Raw genomic sequence first — 15,204 nt, 5'->3', positions numbered from 1 at the left:
CTTAAAATAATTTAATCCACTGCTAACATAAATTACATATATTAATTTACCATGTAATGCAAGAAATGGTATAAGAGCTTTGATATTTAAGCTGAAAAACAAAATTCAGCATTGCATCAACTTAAATTTGGACATTAAAGAAAAACCCTTTAAAAATCTGTATATCAAAAAATTTTTATATCTCAAGAGACAAATAACCAGTTCATTTACTTCTTGTTACAATCTACTTAAGCTTGAATTTCCCCCACATATTTTTACGATGAAATCTATACTTCATCTTTCCAAACCACAAAAAATTCATGCTCACAAGAAGAGTGGAAAATATAATTTTCCAAAATAACTTCGGAACATATTCTATATTCAAAATCAAGAAAAAAGGATTCAGACTGGTGTTTGCTTCCAATAGTTACCTTAAGAGTTTAGCGGACTTCGATATTGAACCTAAAAAACAATTGAGATATTCAATCAATCAATTATTCAAGCAGAAAAAAATTCTCTATATCAGTAAAACCGCTCTTTTAAAATCCATAGAAAGGGTAATTTCCCGGGTTGAAAAGGACATCTTAGAAGATGAGTCGATCAATAACTATAAGAGGTGGGATTTTCTGATTCAAAAGGATCAGAATTCCAAAATCAAAATAATCAATGAACCTATTCTTGATGAAGACAACAAGGTAATTTATATTTTACATAAAATTGTCCTTGAAGAATTGAACCAAAAGGAATATGAAAACAAGTATGAGCTTCTAAGAGATAAATCCAGGGAGTTGTTTGAAATCAAAGAATCATTTTTCACAAATGCATCCGAACCAAAATTGACCATTCAAAAGGATGGTAAAATTATTGAATCAAACAGTGCTTTTAATGAAATTTTCAATAGAAACGGTTTTGATAAAAAATCATTAAACTTTTTCCAACTATGGGATAAAAGCTACCACCAATTCATTAAGAAGTCTATAGAAAGTACTATTTCAAACTCTCCAGAAAAAATAAAACTTGTGTATTCTGGTCAGAAATCAGAACCAATGATTTTCAACATCACCTTATTGCCTGCCAAAACTGGTCAGGGAATGGGAAAATATCATATCAATTTTGAAAACATTTCACATGCTGTTTTATTGGAAAATAAAATCACACACAAAAGTATACTTCTAGAATCTACCAATTTACTACTCAATCTCATCGAACAATCTCAAGATGATTTGGAATTACTTGAAAAAGGGATGGTTTTTATTATTAATGCTCTTGGAGCTGATGGGATAAAAATATTCCATAGAACCGGTAGTAGTCTTATTCCCTCATTTGAGTTTCCCCTGAATAATCAACAAATAAACATGTCTGCCTGGAATCAATTGGTGGTTTGGAATAATACGGATGATAAAAACGAAGAAATGGCAAAATTCAAACTTCAGGTCATACATATTGATAACCCCAAAAAGAAGGATTTCAAACAAATCATGCAACAAGCTAAACTAAAGACAGCCATTATCTGCCCTGTCGTCAAAAGTAGAACAGAAACTGCTTTAGTTGTTATAGGATTCAAAGATAAAAAAGGTGATTACAAAATAGAGGAGCTTAATCACGCCTCAACTTTAATTGGTATGCTTCTTCACGCCATGAATCATGAGGAATTGATCGAAGAAAAATCAATTTTTGAATTTTGATGTGTCCTGAAATTTAAAATGCCCCAACTCTAAGGAATTTTAGCATTGGGGCATTTTACATTAAATATTGAGTTTCTTACTTCGTCCTATCCACTTTGACCTGATCCAAGCCTCTCTTTTTCAACAGGGCATCGATCTTCGGTTCAGCTCCACGGAAATTCACATACATGGTCATTGGCTCATCTGTGCCTCCTCTTTCCAAGATTTCCTTTCTGAAGGCCTGTGCTTTCTCCTGATTGAAAAGCTCAGTTTCTTTAAAGGCCTGAAAGGCATCAGTATCTAAAACGCCAGACCAGATGTAGCTGTAATACCCAGAGGAATATCCTCCAGAGAAAATGTGAGAGAAGTAAGTACTTCTATAACGAGGGATAATCTCTCCTATCAAACCGATTTTATCCATAGAAGCTTTTTCAAATTCATCAGCATTGACGGTAATGGGAGCTTGTTGGGTATGGTAATCCAAATCCAATAAGGAAGAAGCCAGATACTCAGTTGTACCGAAACCCTGTCCGAAAGTTCCGCTATTATTCAATTTTTCAATCAATGCATCAGGAATCACTTCACCTGTCTTGTAATGGATCGCATATTGCTTCAATACCGCTGGATCAGTGGCCCAGTTTTCCATAATCTGAGATGGCAACTCAACGAAATCTCTAGGAACGGATGTACCTGCCAAACTCTTGTACTGAACATTAGAGAGTAATCCATGCAATGCATGTCCAAACTCATGGAAGAAAGTAGTCACTTCATCGAAGGTCAATAATGCTGGATTGTCACCGGTTGGCTTAGAAAAATTACATACAATGGAAATCACCGGTGCTTTTCTTTGTCCGTCAACAGTTTGTTGAGGCCTGTAAGAAGTCATCCATGCGCCTCCCCTTTTGGAAGCTCTTGGATGAAAATCCATGTAAAGCACACCCACATGGGTACCATCAGCTTCTTTCACCTCATAAGCCCTGGCTTCCGGGTGGTAAGTTGGGATATCTTTGATTTCAGAGAAAGTTAGCCCCCAAAGTTTGTTCACGACCATAAAGACGCCATCCTGCACCTTTTCCAAAGAAAAGTAAGGTTTCACTTCCTGCTCATCCAGGTCAAATTTTTTCTTACGCAGTTTTTCCTCGTAATACCTCCAATCCCATGGTTCAATTTTAAAGTCATGGCCTTCCGCTTTTACTATTTCCTGCATTTCTTCCAGTTCCACCTTCGCTTTTGCCAGTGCAGGCGACCAAAGTTGATTCAAGAGATTATAAACACCCTCTGCATTTTTGGCCATGGATTCTTCCAGCACATAGTCGGCATGCGTTTTGTATCCGAGCAATTGGGCTTTCTCTCTTCTGAGGTTGGCCATCTCGATGAGGATGGATTTGTTGTCCTTATCATCTCCTTTGTTTCCCCTGCTCTGATAAGCCTCCCAGATTTGTCTTCTCAGCTCCCTATTGTCCGCATATTGAAGGAAAGGCATCACAGAAGGATTTTGCAAAGTAAAAAGCCATTTATCCTCTTCTCCTGCCATTTCTGCATCTTGAAAAGCTGCATCCCTGAGCTCCTGTGGTAAACCTGCCAAATCACCTTCTGTATCGATGAAGAGTTTATAAGCATTAGTCTCAGCCAGTACATTTTGTCCAAACTGAATGCTCAACACAGATAGTTTGCTGTTGATCTCACGCAATTTCTCTTTGTCTGATTCATTCAAATTGGCACCATTTCTCACGAAAGCCTTGTATCTTTTTTCCAATAATTTATGCTGTTCAGGGCTCAGTCCAAGATTCTCTTTGTTGTCCCAAACGACTTTCACCTTTTCAAATAGCTTTTCATTCAAACTAATGTTGTCGCTGTGCTTGGATAATTCAGGTGCCATATCTCTAGCGATTGCCTGCAGTTCATCTGAGGTATTAGCTGAGTTGAGGTTACCGAATACAGTACTTACTTTGCTCAGCAATTCTCCTGAGTTTTCCATTGCCTCAATGGTATTCTGGAAAGTAGGCGCTTCAGCATTGTTGACAATGACATCAATTTCCTCCTGCTGAATCCTCATCCCTTCTCTCAAGGCAGGTGCAAAGTGTTCATTTTTGATTTTGTCAAATGGTGGAACTTCAAATGGCGTATTGTATGCCTCAAAGAATGGGTTCATAGATTCTGATTGTTGGTCGCTTGAACCACAGGAATACATCACTGCACCTGCAATGGCTAAGCTCATTAGTGATTTTTTCATAAAACTTTTATTTGGGTTTGAATACAAATATAAGGTTTGTGGTGAAAATAAAGAGAAGAGTAAAGAATTGAAGCTAAAAGAGAGAAAATGGTTAAAAGGTCGTCGTAGTTTTTAGGTTGTCATTGTCCTGGATTAAGTTGGATTTATTTGCAAGACTAATAATGCCAGAACTTTAATTTAAAAAAAATTGTAGCCTTCATAGAGCAACAATACCTTTGCCCAAGGCTAAATCATTTATCAATGAAGATTTCCAACTATTTACTAATCCTTGCCTTGTCTCTATGGAGCACAATTGGCATGGCACAGGAAAAAGAGCAGTACGTCATCTTAATTTCATTGGACGGTTACCGGTATGATTATACTGAAAGATTTCAACCCGAAAATTTATCCAAACTGATTGCCTCAGGAACTGCGGCCGAAGCCTTAATTCCTTCTTTTCCCACCAAAACATTCCCAAACCACTATACCATTGCTACCGGCATGAAGCCTGAAAATCACGGCTTGGTAGACAATGCTTTCTATGAACCGGAAAAGGATCAAGTGTATGTGATCAACAACAGGGAAATCGTTCAGGATGGTTATTGGTATGGGGGCACTCCTATTTGGGTATTGGCCCAACAACATGGACTTATCGCTGCCAGCTATTTTTTTGTGGGAACAGAAGCACTGGTACAGGGTATTCAGCCACGTTATTTTCATAATTATGACGCAAACGTATCCAACCTAACCAGAATATCGAAAGTATTTGAATGGTTGGAACTTCCAGAAGACGAAAGACCAAGGCTGATTACCTTGTACTTTTCTGACATGGATGATATAGGCCATCGATTTGGTCCGGAAAATGATGATGAATTGGCCAAAAAACTCCACAAACTTGACAAGGAACTTGGGGCCTTGTTTGAAGGCCTAAAGAGTATTGACCTTGACATCAACCTGTTTATCGTATCTGACCATGGCATGACCAATGTTCCCAGAGAAAATCTTCTCAACTTGGACCATATTACAGAAGGTATTGCAGCCAAAGTAATCAACAATGGGGCTCTAGCTCACCTCTATCTCGATAATCCCTTAGAGATTGAAGAAGTTTTTCTCAAACTGAACGCTCTGGAAGGTCCTTTCAAAGCCGTAAGGGTTCAGGATAAAGGTTATTACAGAAATACCGAAACATACCAAAACAGGTTGGGGGACATTTTGATCATGCCGGATCTGGGTTTTTATCTGGCTACATCTGTGGGGATGGTTGGATATCAAAACCGCTCAGCTATGTTCAAAACCAATGTTTATGGTGAACATGGTTATAGTCCAGGGTATAGGGATATGCATGGGATTTTCTATGCACAAGGACCGATGATCAAAAAGGGACTGAAAATTGCTCCTTTTCAAAACATCCATATCTATCCTCTGATCGCCAAAATCCTTGATCTTCCTGTTCCGGAAGAAATAGATGGAAAACTTGATGTACTTGAACCAATTTTACAAAAATGATCTCAGCAAAAGTCCCTATTCAAAGCAGAATGGAAGTCTCCCTACTCGTCAGGAGTTTTTATGCACGTGTAAGGGAACATGAAGATCTCGGACCTATATTCAATGGAATAATCGATGACTGGGAACATCATCTTGAGAGATTGACAGATTTCTGGGAAATGGTTCTATTGAATACCGGCCCTGGAGCAGGAAAGTTTAGTCCGGTACCGGTTCACAAAGAAGTTGACAGAAAAGTTAACCACAGCATTGAACAGGCTCACTTTGGCAATTGGTTAGAACTATGGTTTTCTACTATTGACACACTTTTTGTAGGTGAACATGCTGATTATGCAAAGGAACATGCCAGAAAAATGGCCCATATCCTGTTTTTCAGGATTATGGAAGGCCGACAGTAATATTAGCCTACAAGTTTATTACCGGTAAATTTAGGCATGGCCACATCATTCTCATGGCTAATACCATCTCTTTTTAGCACTTTATAAATGGTCAAAAACAGGATTTTAAGATCCAGCCAAAAAGATTGATTCTCTACATACCATAAATCCAGGTCAAATTTTTCAGGCCAAGAAATGGCATTTCTGCCATTGACCTGAGCCCATCCTGTAATCCCTGGCTTGACATTCATCCTACGTTTTTGTTCTTCATTGTAAAGTGGTAAATATTCCATCAACAAGGGTCTTGGACCAACAAGAGACATGTCTCCTTTCAACACATTGATCAACTCAGGTAATTCATCAAGGCTGGTGGAACGCAACAACTTACCGAAAGCATTTAACCTGATTTCTTCTGAAAGCAGTACGCCCTCCCCATCTTTCTCCTCTGTCATACTTCTGAACTTGATGATGTAAAATGGCTTTCCATCCTTCCCTGGCCTGGTCTGTAAGAAAAAAACCGGACGACCCAATTTGATAGCAACCAGTACACCGGTAACAAAAAGGACCGGAGAAAGCCCAATTAAAGCAATTGAAGAAATTAGAATATCAAAAACCCTTTTTGCCATTAATCGAATGGTATAAATACCGAATTAAAAGTAAGATTTAACACTTGATCTATCACTAATTAACAATATTTAAAGCAAAATTCAACCATTTATTGCTCAAATTTATTGATTACTTCAGAAATCTCATGAATTTCCTCTGAAGTAGATACCTGAGAAAGGGGAAGACTCAGTATTTCTTGGTGAATTTTATCAGTTATGGGAAAATGTAGATAAGAGTATTCTTTCAATGCTTTTTGCTTATAGGGAGGTGTAGGATAATGGATCAAACTCTCGATACCATTCTTCAGCAAATGTTCTTTCAAGGCGTCTCTTTTTGCTGTCCGAATGACGAATAAATGCCAAACATGCTCCTGGTTTTGTAATGGATCAGAAATCCTGGGAAGAACCACTAATGGATGCGAAATGTTTTCAAAATAAAGTGTTGCAAACTCCCTTCTTTTTTGGTTCTCGCTGTCCAAATATTTCAGTTTTACATCCAGAAAAGCCGCCTGGATTTCATCCATTCTGCTATTGCTGCCTTTAAGATCATGTACATACTTCTCATCACTGCCATAATTAGCCAATTTCCGAATGATAGCTGCCAGCTGATAATCAGAAGTGAGCACTGCCCCGGCATCACCTAATGCTCCTAAATTTTTACTGGGGTAAAAACTACAAGCTGAGGCATGACCTAGCGTTCCTGTTTTAATTCCTCCCCAGCTTGCACCAATTGCTTGGGCATTATCTTCAATAACTTTCAGTCCATACTTTTCGGCTAACGACATCATTTCAGAGGACCAACATGCCCTGCCGTATAAATGAACAATGATGATTGCTTTGGTTCTTTTGGAAATCTTGGATTCTAGATTATCCAAGTCCAAATTGTAAGTATTAATCGATGGTTCAGCGAAAACCGGCATCAAACCTGCCCCAAGGATACTTAAAATAGTAGCGATATAGGTATTAGCTGGGACGATAACCTCGTCCCCTCTTTGCATTTGCCCCTGCTCAATGTATCCTTGAAAAATTAACTTAAGCGCATCCAAACCATTTCCAACCGTGACGACATTTGATGCCGACAAGTAGGTTTGAAGAGATTTTTCAAAATTTTTGACTTTTTCTCCAAACAGGTACCAACCAGAATCTATAACCTCTTGGGCTGCTTGTTTGAGCTCATCGGCATATTGTTGGTTGATTTTTTGGAGATCATAAAATTTAATCATGGAATGTCAATCAATCGAGTAAAAGTAAATAATACTGGTAAAGAAATAGCTTATACAAGCTTAAAAAATCCTATAACAAAGAAAAGGGATTATTAAATAAATGCGGAGCCAAAAATTTTAGACAGAAATCAACTTAAAATGGTAATCACTTTTAGCACTTCTTCTACTACTGATTTCTTTTCTCAAGTGATACATAGCCTCCAAAAGAGGGGCATTTTCAATTTCCCCAGCATCCACAGCATTAAAGCCCATCATGGAAATCAAATGCTTGACCACTTGCTTTTCAGGTATATCCGGACCACAGTAATAAGTCTCCTTTACCACACCCATTGGATCAGATGTTGGATAATCTAATCCTAGATTATTAAATGCCTTAAAGATTTTAGGGGTATCCACTATGCTTCTGATAAAATCTGTATTGCAGGAAAAAATTTTAGGATCATCACTATTGGTACAGTCGATTACCGTTTTCTCTTTGATGTCGGCATTTGAAAGCTCATCAAACACCTGTTCTAGGTAATCATTTTCACAACATATTAATAAAACACTGGAAATATCAATAACCTCTTTAAAGCTCTTTACCTTATTTGAAGACATGTTAAGGATTTTCCACTCGATTTCGTTCGGAACAAAACCACTTCTTACACCATATGCAATATCTATAGCACGGGCTGAAAGGGCCTGTCCTAAAGTAAGGGCTAAACGGGTACCACCTAAAATTCCAATCATAAGTATAAAGAGAAATAGAAATACTGCTCAATTACTAGGGGCGATTTGGTTGTCTAAAGCAGTTATCTCAGAATAAACGTTGGAAATTAAACAAAATACTTAATACAAACAAATTTTATTTACCACACTATTTTGCATACTTTTTATTGCTTTTCATCTTGAAAAAAATCACAAAAACCAGCATTAATATCAGCGCAAGTGCTACAATAGATACAGCCCTTTCATTACCCCATTGTTTGAAAGCAATAGCTGCAAAAGCCCAAATCCCTACCCAAACTGCACTTAAAATCCCAGCCTTTAAGGCAAAGGTAGCATAGATCACAGCCGCCACGCACAGAACTAAGCAAGCCCATATTACTTGTGCCTGATAGAAAATTTCAGTAGTGTATAGCCACACCGATAAGTTGACTACCGAAGCGACTATTATCCAGCCGACATAAACGCCTAGAGGCCACTGAACAAATATCCTAGGCATTTGAGGTTCTTTACCCAAATTCAGATTATTGCCAAGTTTCAGTAGTGATAGCAATAGTAAAAAAATGATAAAGACAGATAACAAAAGTTGTCCGTCTGTCCAGACAACAATCCATAGGGCATTCAGCATATTGGATAAAGCCAACCAAACAGAAGTCTTTTCCAAAGAATCTTCCTTTTTATGTTTAAAAAACTGAACCCATTGATAAACAATAAAGCCTATCAGTAAAAAATAGATCAGACCCCAAATTGAAAAAGCGTATCCTGCAGGCGTGATCAAGACATCGAATTGATTGCTGATTTCACCTACTGATTTCCGATCTCCTGCTCCAGAACCATATAGGTGATTTAAGTAGAGTGTCACGAAAAAAGTGAGCGTGTTTAGGAGTAAAAGTAAAATTCTTTTCATGGATCTTATTATCGAATGAATATCCAAGTTAAGCACTCATTTCAAAGTATACAAAAAACTTATTTAAGGGTGGAGGATTTAGATCAAATCATTAGTTTTGTAAAATAAATTATTTTACCTATAAGTAATATGTCAAAGTTTTATTTTACAATCCTATTATTTATCAGCATTTTATTTAATCATTTAGATGCTCAGTGTCAAAGTACAAGCTCTGTTATTTTTGAGAATGTGAAGGTGTTTGATGGGAAATCGAACACCTTGACAAGCCCCATGAATGTTTGGATAGAGGGAAATAAAATAAAAGCAATTAGTAGTGCACCAATTCAGACAATAGAAGAGGTAATCAAAATTAAGGGAAATGGCAAGACCCTTATGCCAGGCCTGATCGATGTGCACGTGCATATGGCTTTTGGAGCCTTGACCATGCGGGAGATGATGTCACCTATGCTTTCCGAGGGTGTAATCATGGAAAAAGTAGGAGGCAATGCAGAACGTATGTTGATGCGTGGATTCACATCGGTTAGAGATGCAGGCGGGCCAATTTTTCCTCTTAAAATGGGGGTTGACCAAGGTAAGCTAAAGGGCCCCAGGATTTGGCCTTCCGGAGCTACCATTTCACAGACAGCAGGCCATGGGGATTTCCGTACGCCTGAAGAGCAGTCCAGAAGATTTTTCGGAGAGCCCTCAAGGGCAGAAAGATTCAATGCCACTATTATTGCGGATGGCAGGGATGAAGTTTTGACTGCGGTGCGGGAAAACCTGCGTTTTGGGGCCAGTCAGATCAAGTTGATGGCCGGAGGTGGAACCTCTTCTGCCTATGATCCCGTGGATGTCACCCAATATACTTTTGATGAGATGCGCGCAGCAGTGGAAGCTGCCGAAGATTGGGGGACCTATGTCATGGTCCATGCTTACACCCCTAGAGCGGTGCAAAGGGCCATCAAAGCAGGTGTCAAATGTGTGGAACACGGACAGATGCTGGATGAAAAGACACTACGGTTGATGAAAAGAAAGAATATCTGGCTAAGTACCCAAAACCTGGTAGAGAGCACTCCCGATATGGATCCGCAAAGGATAGAAAAGCGCAAACCGGTAATCGAAGGGCAGGCCAAACTATGGCCAATAGCCAAAAAGATGAAACTGAAGATTGCCTGGGGAACGGATTTCCTTTTCGAACCGGAATTGAACGAACAGCAGAATGCCTATATCCTCCGATTGCAGCAATGGTTTACCAATGCCGAAATCCTGAAAATGGTCACCCATGACAATGCCGAATTGCTGCAGCTTTCGGGTCTAAGAAGTCCCTATCCCGGAAAATTGGGCGTGGTGGAAGAAGGGGCTTTGGCAGATTTGATTTTGGTGGACGGTGACCCTTTGAACGACCTTTCTCTGATTGCGAATCCCGCAGAAAAGTTTGTGTTGATCATGAAGGATGGGAAGGTGTATAAGAATTTGGTGGAGTGATTTTTTTTGAAAGCAGGAAAAAATAAGAAATAGGCTAATTATACTGAGTTCGCATTATTTTATACACTTCTGATCAGTCTTTTGTCCAGAGGCAAAGGGTAAACCCTGTATTTGATCAAGTTGAATTTTGGAGAGAGAGGATTGATGACATAGTTAAAAGAACTTGGATCCACAACTGAAGGCACAGCAAAGGACAGTAGGCCGGACCGCAATAGTCCGGTGCCATAATTCATCGATGATTTTGTAGCAGGTATCAAATTCCAGCCAGCAGGAAGTTCGCCTAAGGAAGGGGTGAAAATATGCTCTGCAGGCAAATTGATTTCCATTACCGAATATTTGACATACCTGTCAGAAGCAAACAACTCCGGATCTATGGTCAATCTTTCAAGCAGGGAAGAGGCTATACTTGTTCCAGCATAGAGTGCGGGGTGTCCAGGCAAGTTCCATCTGCCTCCAAAGCGTTTGGCTCCTTCACCGCTGTCGTCGCAGTATTGGGTCAGGGCAATCCTATAGACCTTCATGCAGTTCAGATGGCTATCCCGTGCTGTAGACGCATAATCTCTGACTTTAGAATATCCAATCCCTCAGACACATCTATTAAGTCTAAGGGCTTCCGGTTACCTATTGAAAAAAGGGGGCGCTCCATCCAATTCCTGAAGCCTTCCAGTCCAAAATAGGAGATGCCCATGGCATAAAGCTCGGCCAGCTCAAACATCTTTTCGGATTGGATAGTGTCAAATACTTCCTTTCGCTGAATGGTCTTGGATGAAATGCCCAAGGCTGTAGCGAGGGTGTTGTAATCTAAACCAGCAATCGCTTTTAGGCTTTCGAAGGCATCTTTTCCAAGCCCCTCACGGAACGTCTTTACCCTGCTCAATGGCTCGTCAAAGTGGCCCATTTCCATATTAAGAATGGAATCTACTGAGAAAGTAGCTTTACCGTATGATGCCACTTCGGGCTCGCTAACTTTTGATGCTTTTTTAGACATGGTCTTCTATGGAAATTTGTCCACTAATATAACGAAAAATGTCCAAAAATGAATTAAGGAAGAAGTGATTTTTTTATTTTAGAATCAATATCTTATTTGAAACGAAAGGACTGTTTGCATCGTCTCAAATAAAAACCTTTACATCCATGAAAAAGCACTATCTAATTTTGTGCATATTAGCTTTTTTCACCAATTGCACAGATCCGGAAGATGAAGAGCACAATCTTCCTACTGGGCAATTTGAGGTGACCACATTAGGCTTGAGTGTGGATTGCAGGTTAAATGTTTTGAGATTTGAAGAAAAGGATATCGCTAGACTTGAAAGTTTAGTTGGCAACCAGTATGTTATGGATCAAAGTTTACGGGAAGGGTTCAACTTGGATAGGAATAAATTTGGTGAACCTAATATGAAACTTCGGATCCGAATTAGAAAAAAACTGGATAGTGAAGCAATTGCTTGCACAACGCTGGGTATAAGGCATCCGGCTGTTTTTGTTATTCATGCGGAGAGGATAGATTAAAATGGTTATGGTTGGAAGAATTATCCAAGGCTTCGGGTGTAGAAAAGCTAGAAGTCAGTCTTTCTTTCACATGGATTCATTATTTAAAATGGGTCATACAGAATCATTGTTTAAATCGGAAAGCCAGTATTGTATGTATAACTACAATAAATTGTATATTTCAACATCATTATAATCATACTTACAAAAATGATTCAACTGCCTTAAAAATTAAATATCCAGAAAGTTTATCTAGATAAAGTCAATCCCTTTATTGGGAAAGGGTTTGTAAAAGTTTTGACAGGATAACGAAGGGTAGGAAAGAGTTATTTATTGTTCCGGCAGAAGGATTTGAAGAGTTATTTGGGGGAGTAATCAATCAGCGTACTTTTTTACCATGAATCAAATCAAAAAATCATATATTAAAAATATTTCGATGATTATAGAAATAAGTTTGGAATGATTAATTTTTTTCCCTGTCGAATCTATAAATTTCAATAAATTTATAAATATGAAAACCAAAACAATTAGAATTTTAGCTTTTTCATTTAATGTGATAATACTGTGTCTTTTGGTATTATCGTTGGAAAATATAGGGTACTTTTTAAATCACCTAATAAGTTTTCGCTTTCATTTCTACGAAACAATTGTGATCCTGATTAGATTGATAGGTTTTATACATAGCATAATGTTTTTTATATTTTTTTTCAATAAAAGCCAAAATATAGATGAGTTTAGACTTCTTGAAAAGCGAGAAAGAATTTTGGAGCTTACAATTGAAAATGAAAGATTGAAAAAGTCATTAAATGAAATAGAAAACTTATGAAAAACATTGCACAAATAATTGTTACAACCTTATATTTAGCCATCATCCTGATTGTTGTTTTTTTTATTAATGAACTTAAAAATCAAAATTCATACACAGCATCAAACTTTTATCCTGTGCTCGGAATTATTTCTATTATTATATTATATGTCTATATAATTAGAGAATTTTTAAAAGGAGATTTTTCCAAACTAGAAACTGAAGTAAAACGGATTAAAGAAGAAAATCTGATCCTCAAAAAAAGGATATCCACCTTGTCACTGGAAAAAGAACTAAGAAAAATAAGGGGAAAATAGCTTCGGGTGTTTTAAAATATGCCTTCTCTCCGAGATAATAGATAATCATTTTGCCGAACACCTAAACTCTTCTCTTGTTCTCCTAAAGTTATGAGACTTACCAATTTTACTTGCTGAAACACTCAAAGTATTTTTCATTTTATCATAGCCAATCTCTGAAAGTATTGGGTCTGTCCAATCAAATATTCTTTTTAAATTTTTACAGAAACCATCCCCATCTGGTTCTTTCACGGGAAAAGCATAATTAAATCCAGGTTTGATTTTTTCATTGTAAGTGAATTTTGTTGATGGAAATCTGACGCCATCAAAATAGGTATGTTTCTTTAAAAAACTCATTAACATTTGAGGCACTATGTATTCAGGGTTATAAAGATGATTATGAGGAGGTGCTGTTCTAAATAAACAGGCTGCCTAAAATGGCAAATATGCAAAAAACCTTAAAGCCACTGTACCTGGATGACCATTCTTTAACCCCCAAATTGCCAATTCGGGAAAATCGATGGTAATAACTTTAAAATTATCACGATTTCTAAATTGCGAGACGTAATATTGAGAAATATCCTTATCGTAAAAAATCTCTTTTTCGCAAAGTTCAATTGAGTCCCCAAGGTACAAAGCTGGAATTCCAGAAATACTGAATCTGTAATTTTTGCATTTGCGCCTTTCATTAAATTTAATGTGGAAAAGGTCTTCCTTTGTTAAAAGCTTTATTTTCTCATTTTCCCAAATAGCCGGTCTAATTCGAAAAAAATCCTTCAAATCCAAACATTGAAATTCATCAAAAGACATCTTGCCATTATATTCATTAGCATTAGAGGATAGATCTTCATCTTTCTTTTTGTATTTTTTCATGAGTTCGTTGAAATGATGGATTGCAGTTTCATCATCATCCTTTAGTTTATTTTCAATGACTTTTGATACCTTTCTATAAATGTTTTCAAATATGGATTTTACATTCAATGTATTTAACCGGAAATAATCAAGTTCTTGCTCACAAAAAAATTGAATCTGCTCAATGGTATATTTATATGTTAGTAAAAAATCATCATTCTCCTTTTCCGATGTAAAGGGAAATGGAAATTTATTTCTGAATTTTTCTAAATCTTTGATAAAATCTTCTCTGAGCGTGGACATTTCTAGCTGGCTTATTTTTCTAGTTTCAATACATTATAGCTTATAAAGTCGAATTTTTCATTTCTTGGAATATCATAACCTATCTTTGCACTAAAAAGGAAAGATTTATTAGAGAAAATAGTCTCACCTGAACAAGAATCATATATAGTCCCATTTATGACAAAATCGACTGTACTATTTCCCAAATTTTGTAATCGGATGTCTTCCAATTCGATGTTATGAGTCGTGAAACTATAAAAATTAAAATAGTTAGGTTCAAGTTCTGAAAATAACTTGTAATAGTATACCCTGATCGCTAAAGTAAATTCCCATATAACTCCTTTTTTGTTTTCTAATGAGTTGTAAATTTCCTGTTCTAGCATATTTTTTCCATTGTTCACCCTTTCAAATATTATATTTACCAAATATAAAAAAAACATTTTAAATACGATAAAAGATGTTATAGGCTTCTCTATAGATTTGATTAAGTAATTATGATTCAATTTAAGTTTTTATGAAGTTAATAATCCTATATCCCCTAATCCAAGACTAAGTCTTGGATTATAATTATTGCGATCTATAAACTGGATTTTTCCATACTAAAGCCTGTGATAAATTGGGGCTGTAGCTGATTGAAAAGTGGAGAGATAAGAGGTTGACTTTTTTTAAGGATAAAACTGCTAAGGATAGATAATCTCATTTGGTTCAAGATTAGTTTGGGGGTGTCCGAAAAGTCGAGACACCCTTTTTTTATTGTTGATCTTCTCTAAAATTATTATTTTAGAGTTGAACAAAATACAACAATGTCTAAGGTAGTTTTTAAAAATCAGACTGGCAATTGT

15 protein-coding genes are annotated in these 15,204 nt (G+C 37.1%); 6 read left to right on the top strand and 9 right to left on the bottom strand.

Annotated features, from left to right (window positions below; genetic code table 11):
• The first annotated feature begins 767 nt into the window (after window positions 1–767).
• Entirely contained in the window at window positions 768–1,664 is an 897-nt protein-coding gene (locus tag ACFFIP_RS13745) for a hypothetical protein (protein ID WP_382388253.1), read from the top strand.
• Window positions 1,665–1,740: 76 nt separating this feature from the next.
• Here the strand turns inward: ACFFIP_RS13745 and ACFFIP_RS13740 are convergent, their stop codons facing one another.
• Complete coding sequence (locus tag ACFFIP_RS13740; protein ID WP_382388251.1) at window positions 1,741–3,876, bottom strand: M3 family metallopeptidase; 2,136 nt, start codon at window positions 3,874–3,876, stop codon at window positions 1,741–1,743.
• Window positions 3,877–4,116: 240 nt separating this feature from the next.
• Here ACFFIP_RS13740 and ACFFIP_RS13735 point away from each other — a divergent pair, with 240 nt between their 5' ends.
• Both ACFFIP_RS13735 and ACFFIP_RS13730 read left to right on the top strand, forming a co-directional pair.
• The gene (locus ACFFIP_RS13735) at window positions 4,117–5,361 is read left to right on the top strand and encodes an alkaline phosphatase family protein (RefSeq protein ID WP_382388249.1); all 1,245 of its coding nucleotides are present in this window, start codon (window positions 4,117–4,119) and stop codon (window positions 5,359–5,361) included.
• Entirely contained in the window at window positions 5,358–5,756 is a 399-nt protein-coding gene (locus ACFFIP_RS13730; protein ID WP_382388248.1) for a group III truncated hemoglobin, read from the top strand. The genes ACFFIP_RS13735 and ACFFIP_RS13730 overlap by 4 nt, the downstream gene beginning before the upstream one ends.
• Before the next feature lie 2 nt (window positions 5,757–5,758).
• Here the strand turns inward: ACFFIP_RS13730 and ACFFIP_RS13725 are convergent, their stop codons facing one another.
• The 4 genes from ACFFIP_RS13725 to ACFFIP_RS13710 form a co-directional block, all read right to left on the bottom strand.
• Window positions 5,759–6,361, bottom strand: coding sequence for a sugar transferase (locus ACFFIP_RS13725; protein WP_382388246.1), 603 nt, complete (start codon window positions 6,359–6,361; stop codon window positions 5,759–5,761).
• An 89-nt stretch (window positions 6,362–6,450) separates the two neighbouring features.
• Entirely contained in the window at window positions 6,451–7,563 is a 1,113-nt protein-coding gene (locus ACFFIP_RS13720) for a DegT/DnrJ/EryC1/StrS family aminotransferase (RefSeq protein WP_382388245.1), read from the bottom strand.
• Between the two features lie 117 nt (window positions 7,564–7,680).
• Window positions 7,681–8,292 carry an NAD(P)-binding domain-containing protein gene (locus ACFFIP_RS13715; RefSeq protein WP_382388244.1) on the bottom strand — a complete coding sequence of 204 codons (612 nt, stop codon included), beginning with the start codon at window positions 8,290–8,292 and terminating at the stop codon, window positions 7,681–7,683.
• A 127-nt stretch (window positions 8,293–8,419) separates the two neighbouring features.
• Window positions 8,420–9,175, bottom strand: a complete 756-nt coding sequence (locus ACFFIP_RS13710; protein ID WP_382388243.1) for a TspO-related membrane protein — start codon at window positions 9,173–9,175, stop codon at window positions 8,420–8,422.
• A 129-nt stretch (window positions 9,176–9,304) separates the two neighbouring features.
• On the opposite strand from ACFFIP_RS13710, the gene ACFFIP_RS13705 reads away from it, so the two are divergent.
• The gene (locus tag ACFFIP_RS13705) at window positions 9,305–10,639 is read left to right on the top strand and encodes an amidohydrolase family protein (RefSeq protein WP_382388241.1); all 1,335 of its coding nucleotides are present in this window, start codon (window positions 9,305–9,307) and stop codon (window positions 10,637–10,639) included.
• A 59-nt stretch (window positions 10,640–10,698) separates the two neighbouring features.
• Here the strand turns inward: ACFFIP_RS13705 and ACFFIP_RS13700 are convergent, their stop codons facing one another.
• Both ACFFIP_RS13700 and ACFFIP_RS13695 read right to left on the bottom strand, forming a co-directional pair.
• On the bottom strand, window positions 10,699–11,160 hold the full coding sequence (locus ACFFIP_RS13700) for an RES family NAD+ phosphorylase (protein ID WP_382388239.1): 462 nt from the start codon (window positions 11,158–11,160) through the stop codon (window positions 10,699–10,701).
• Window positions 11,161–11,165: 5 nt separating this feature from the next.
• A complete protein-coding gene (locus ACFFIP_RS13695; RefSeq protein ID WP_382388237.1) occupies window positions 11,166–11,627 on the bottom strand; it encodes an Xre family toxin-antitoxin system antitoxin in 462 nt (153 codons plus the stop codon).
• Between the two features lie 146 nt (window positions 11,628–11,773).
• Between ACFFIP_RS13695 and ACFFIP_RS13690 the strand changes: the two genes are divergently transcribed.
• Window positions 11,774–12,148, top strand: a complete 375-nt coding sequence (locus tag ACFFIP_RS13690; RefSeq protein ID WP_382388235.1) for a hypothetical protein — start codon at window positions 11,774–11,776, stop codon at window positions 12,146–12,148.
• An 801-nt stretch (window positions 12,149–12,949) separates the two neighbouring features.
• Complete coding sequence (locus ACFFIP_RS13685; protein WP_382388233.1) at window positions 12,950–13,249, top strand: hypothetical protein; 300 nt, start codon at window positions 12,950–12,952, stop codon at window positions 13,247–13,249.
• Window positions 13,250–13,294: 45 nt separating this feature from the next.
• Here the strand turns inward: ACFFIP_RS13685 and ACFFIP_RS13680 are convergent, their stop codons facing one another.
• Together ACFFIP_RS13680 and ACFFIP_RS13675 are read right to left on the bottom strand one after the other, a co-directional pair.
• Window positions 13,295–13,585, bottom strand: a complete 291-nt coding sequence (locus ACFFIP_RS13680; RefSeq protein WP_382388231.1) for a hypothetical protein — start codon at window positions 13,583–13,585, stop codon at window positions 13,295–13,297.
• Window positions 13,586–13,660: 75 nt separating this feature from the next.
• Window positions 13,661–14,209: an RES family NAD+ phosphorylase gene (locus ACFFIP_RS13675; protein ID WP_382388229.1), complete on the bottom strand. Its 549-nt coding sequence runs from the start codon at window positions 14,207–14,209 to the stop codon at window positions 13,661–13,663.
• Between the last annotated feature and the right edge of the window lie 995 nt (window positions 14,210–15,204).

This window comes from Fontibacter flavus (assembly GCF_042432905.1).
In the GTDB taxonomy this organism is placed as follows: Bacteria; Bacteroidota; Bacteroidia; order Cytophagales; family Cyclobacteriaceae; genus Fontibacter; species Fontibacter flavus.
The sequence above is the reverse complement of the archived record's forward strand: the minus strand, read 5'-3'. Positions and strand labels throughout refer to the sequence as shown.

What these genes read in the sequence shown, in the direction of transcription:
- ACFFIP_RS13720 (WP_382388245.1), bottom strand. Translation starts at nt 7,563, where the DNA reads ATGATTAAATTTTATGATCTCCAAAAAATCAACCAACAATATGCCGAT.
- ACFFIP_RS13710 (WP_382388243.1), bottom strand. Translation starts at nt 9,175, where the DNA reads ATGAAAAGAATTTTACTTTTACTCCTAAACACGCTCACTTTTTTCGTG.
- ACFFIP_RS13695 (WP_382388237.1), bottom strand. Translation starts at nt 11,627, where the DNA reads ATGTCTAAAAAAGCATCAAAAGTTAGCGAGCCCGAAGTGGCATCATAC.
- ACFFIP_RS13715 (WP_382388244.1), bottom strand. Translation starts at nt 8,292, where the DNA reads ATGATTGGAATTTTAGGTGGTACCCGTTTAGCCCTTACTTTAGGACAG.
- ACFFIP_RS13730 (WP_382388248.1), top strand. Translation starts at nt 5,358, where the DNA reads ATGATCTCAGCAAAAGTCCCTATTCAAAGCAGAATGGAAGTCTCCCTA.
- ACFFIP_RS13725 (WP_382388246.1), bottom strand. Translation starts at nt 6,361, where the DNA reads ATGGCAAAAAGGGTTTTTGATATTCTAATTTCTTCAATTGCTTTAATT.
- ACFFIP_RS13690 (WP_382388235.1), top strand. Translation starts at nt 11,774, where the DNA reads ATGAAAAAGCACTATCTAATTTTGTGCATATTAGCTTTTTTCACCAAT.
- ACFFIP_RS13685 (WP_382388233.1), top strand. Translation starts at nt 12,950, where the DNA reads ATGAAAAACATTGCACAAATAATTGTTACAACCTTATATTTAGCCATC.
- ACFFIP_RS13700 (WP_382388239.1), bottom strand. Translation starts at nt 11,160, where the DNA reads ATGAAGGTCTATAGGATTGCCCTGACCCAATACTGCGACGACAGCGGT.
- ACFFIP_RS13740 (WP_382388251.1), bottom strand. Translation starts at nt 3,876, where the DNA reads ATGAAAAAATCACTAATGAGCTTAGCCATTGCAGGTGCAGTGATGTAT.
- ACFFIP_RS13680 (WP_382388231.1), bottom strand. Translation starts at nt 13,585, where the DNA reads ATGAGTTTTTTAAAGAAACATACCTATTTTGATGGCGTCAGATTTCCA.
- ACFFIP_RS13735 (WP_382388249.1), top strand. Translation starts at nt 4,117, where the DNA reads ATGAAGATTTCCAACTATTTACTAATCCTTGCCTTGTCTCTATGGAGC.
- ACFFIP_RS13705 (WP_382388241.1), top strand. Translation starts at nt 9,305, where the DNA reads ATGTCAAAGTTTTATTTTACAATCCTATTATTTATCAGCATTTTATTT.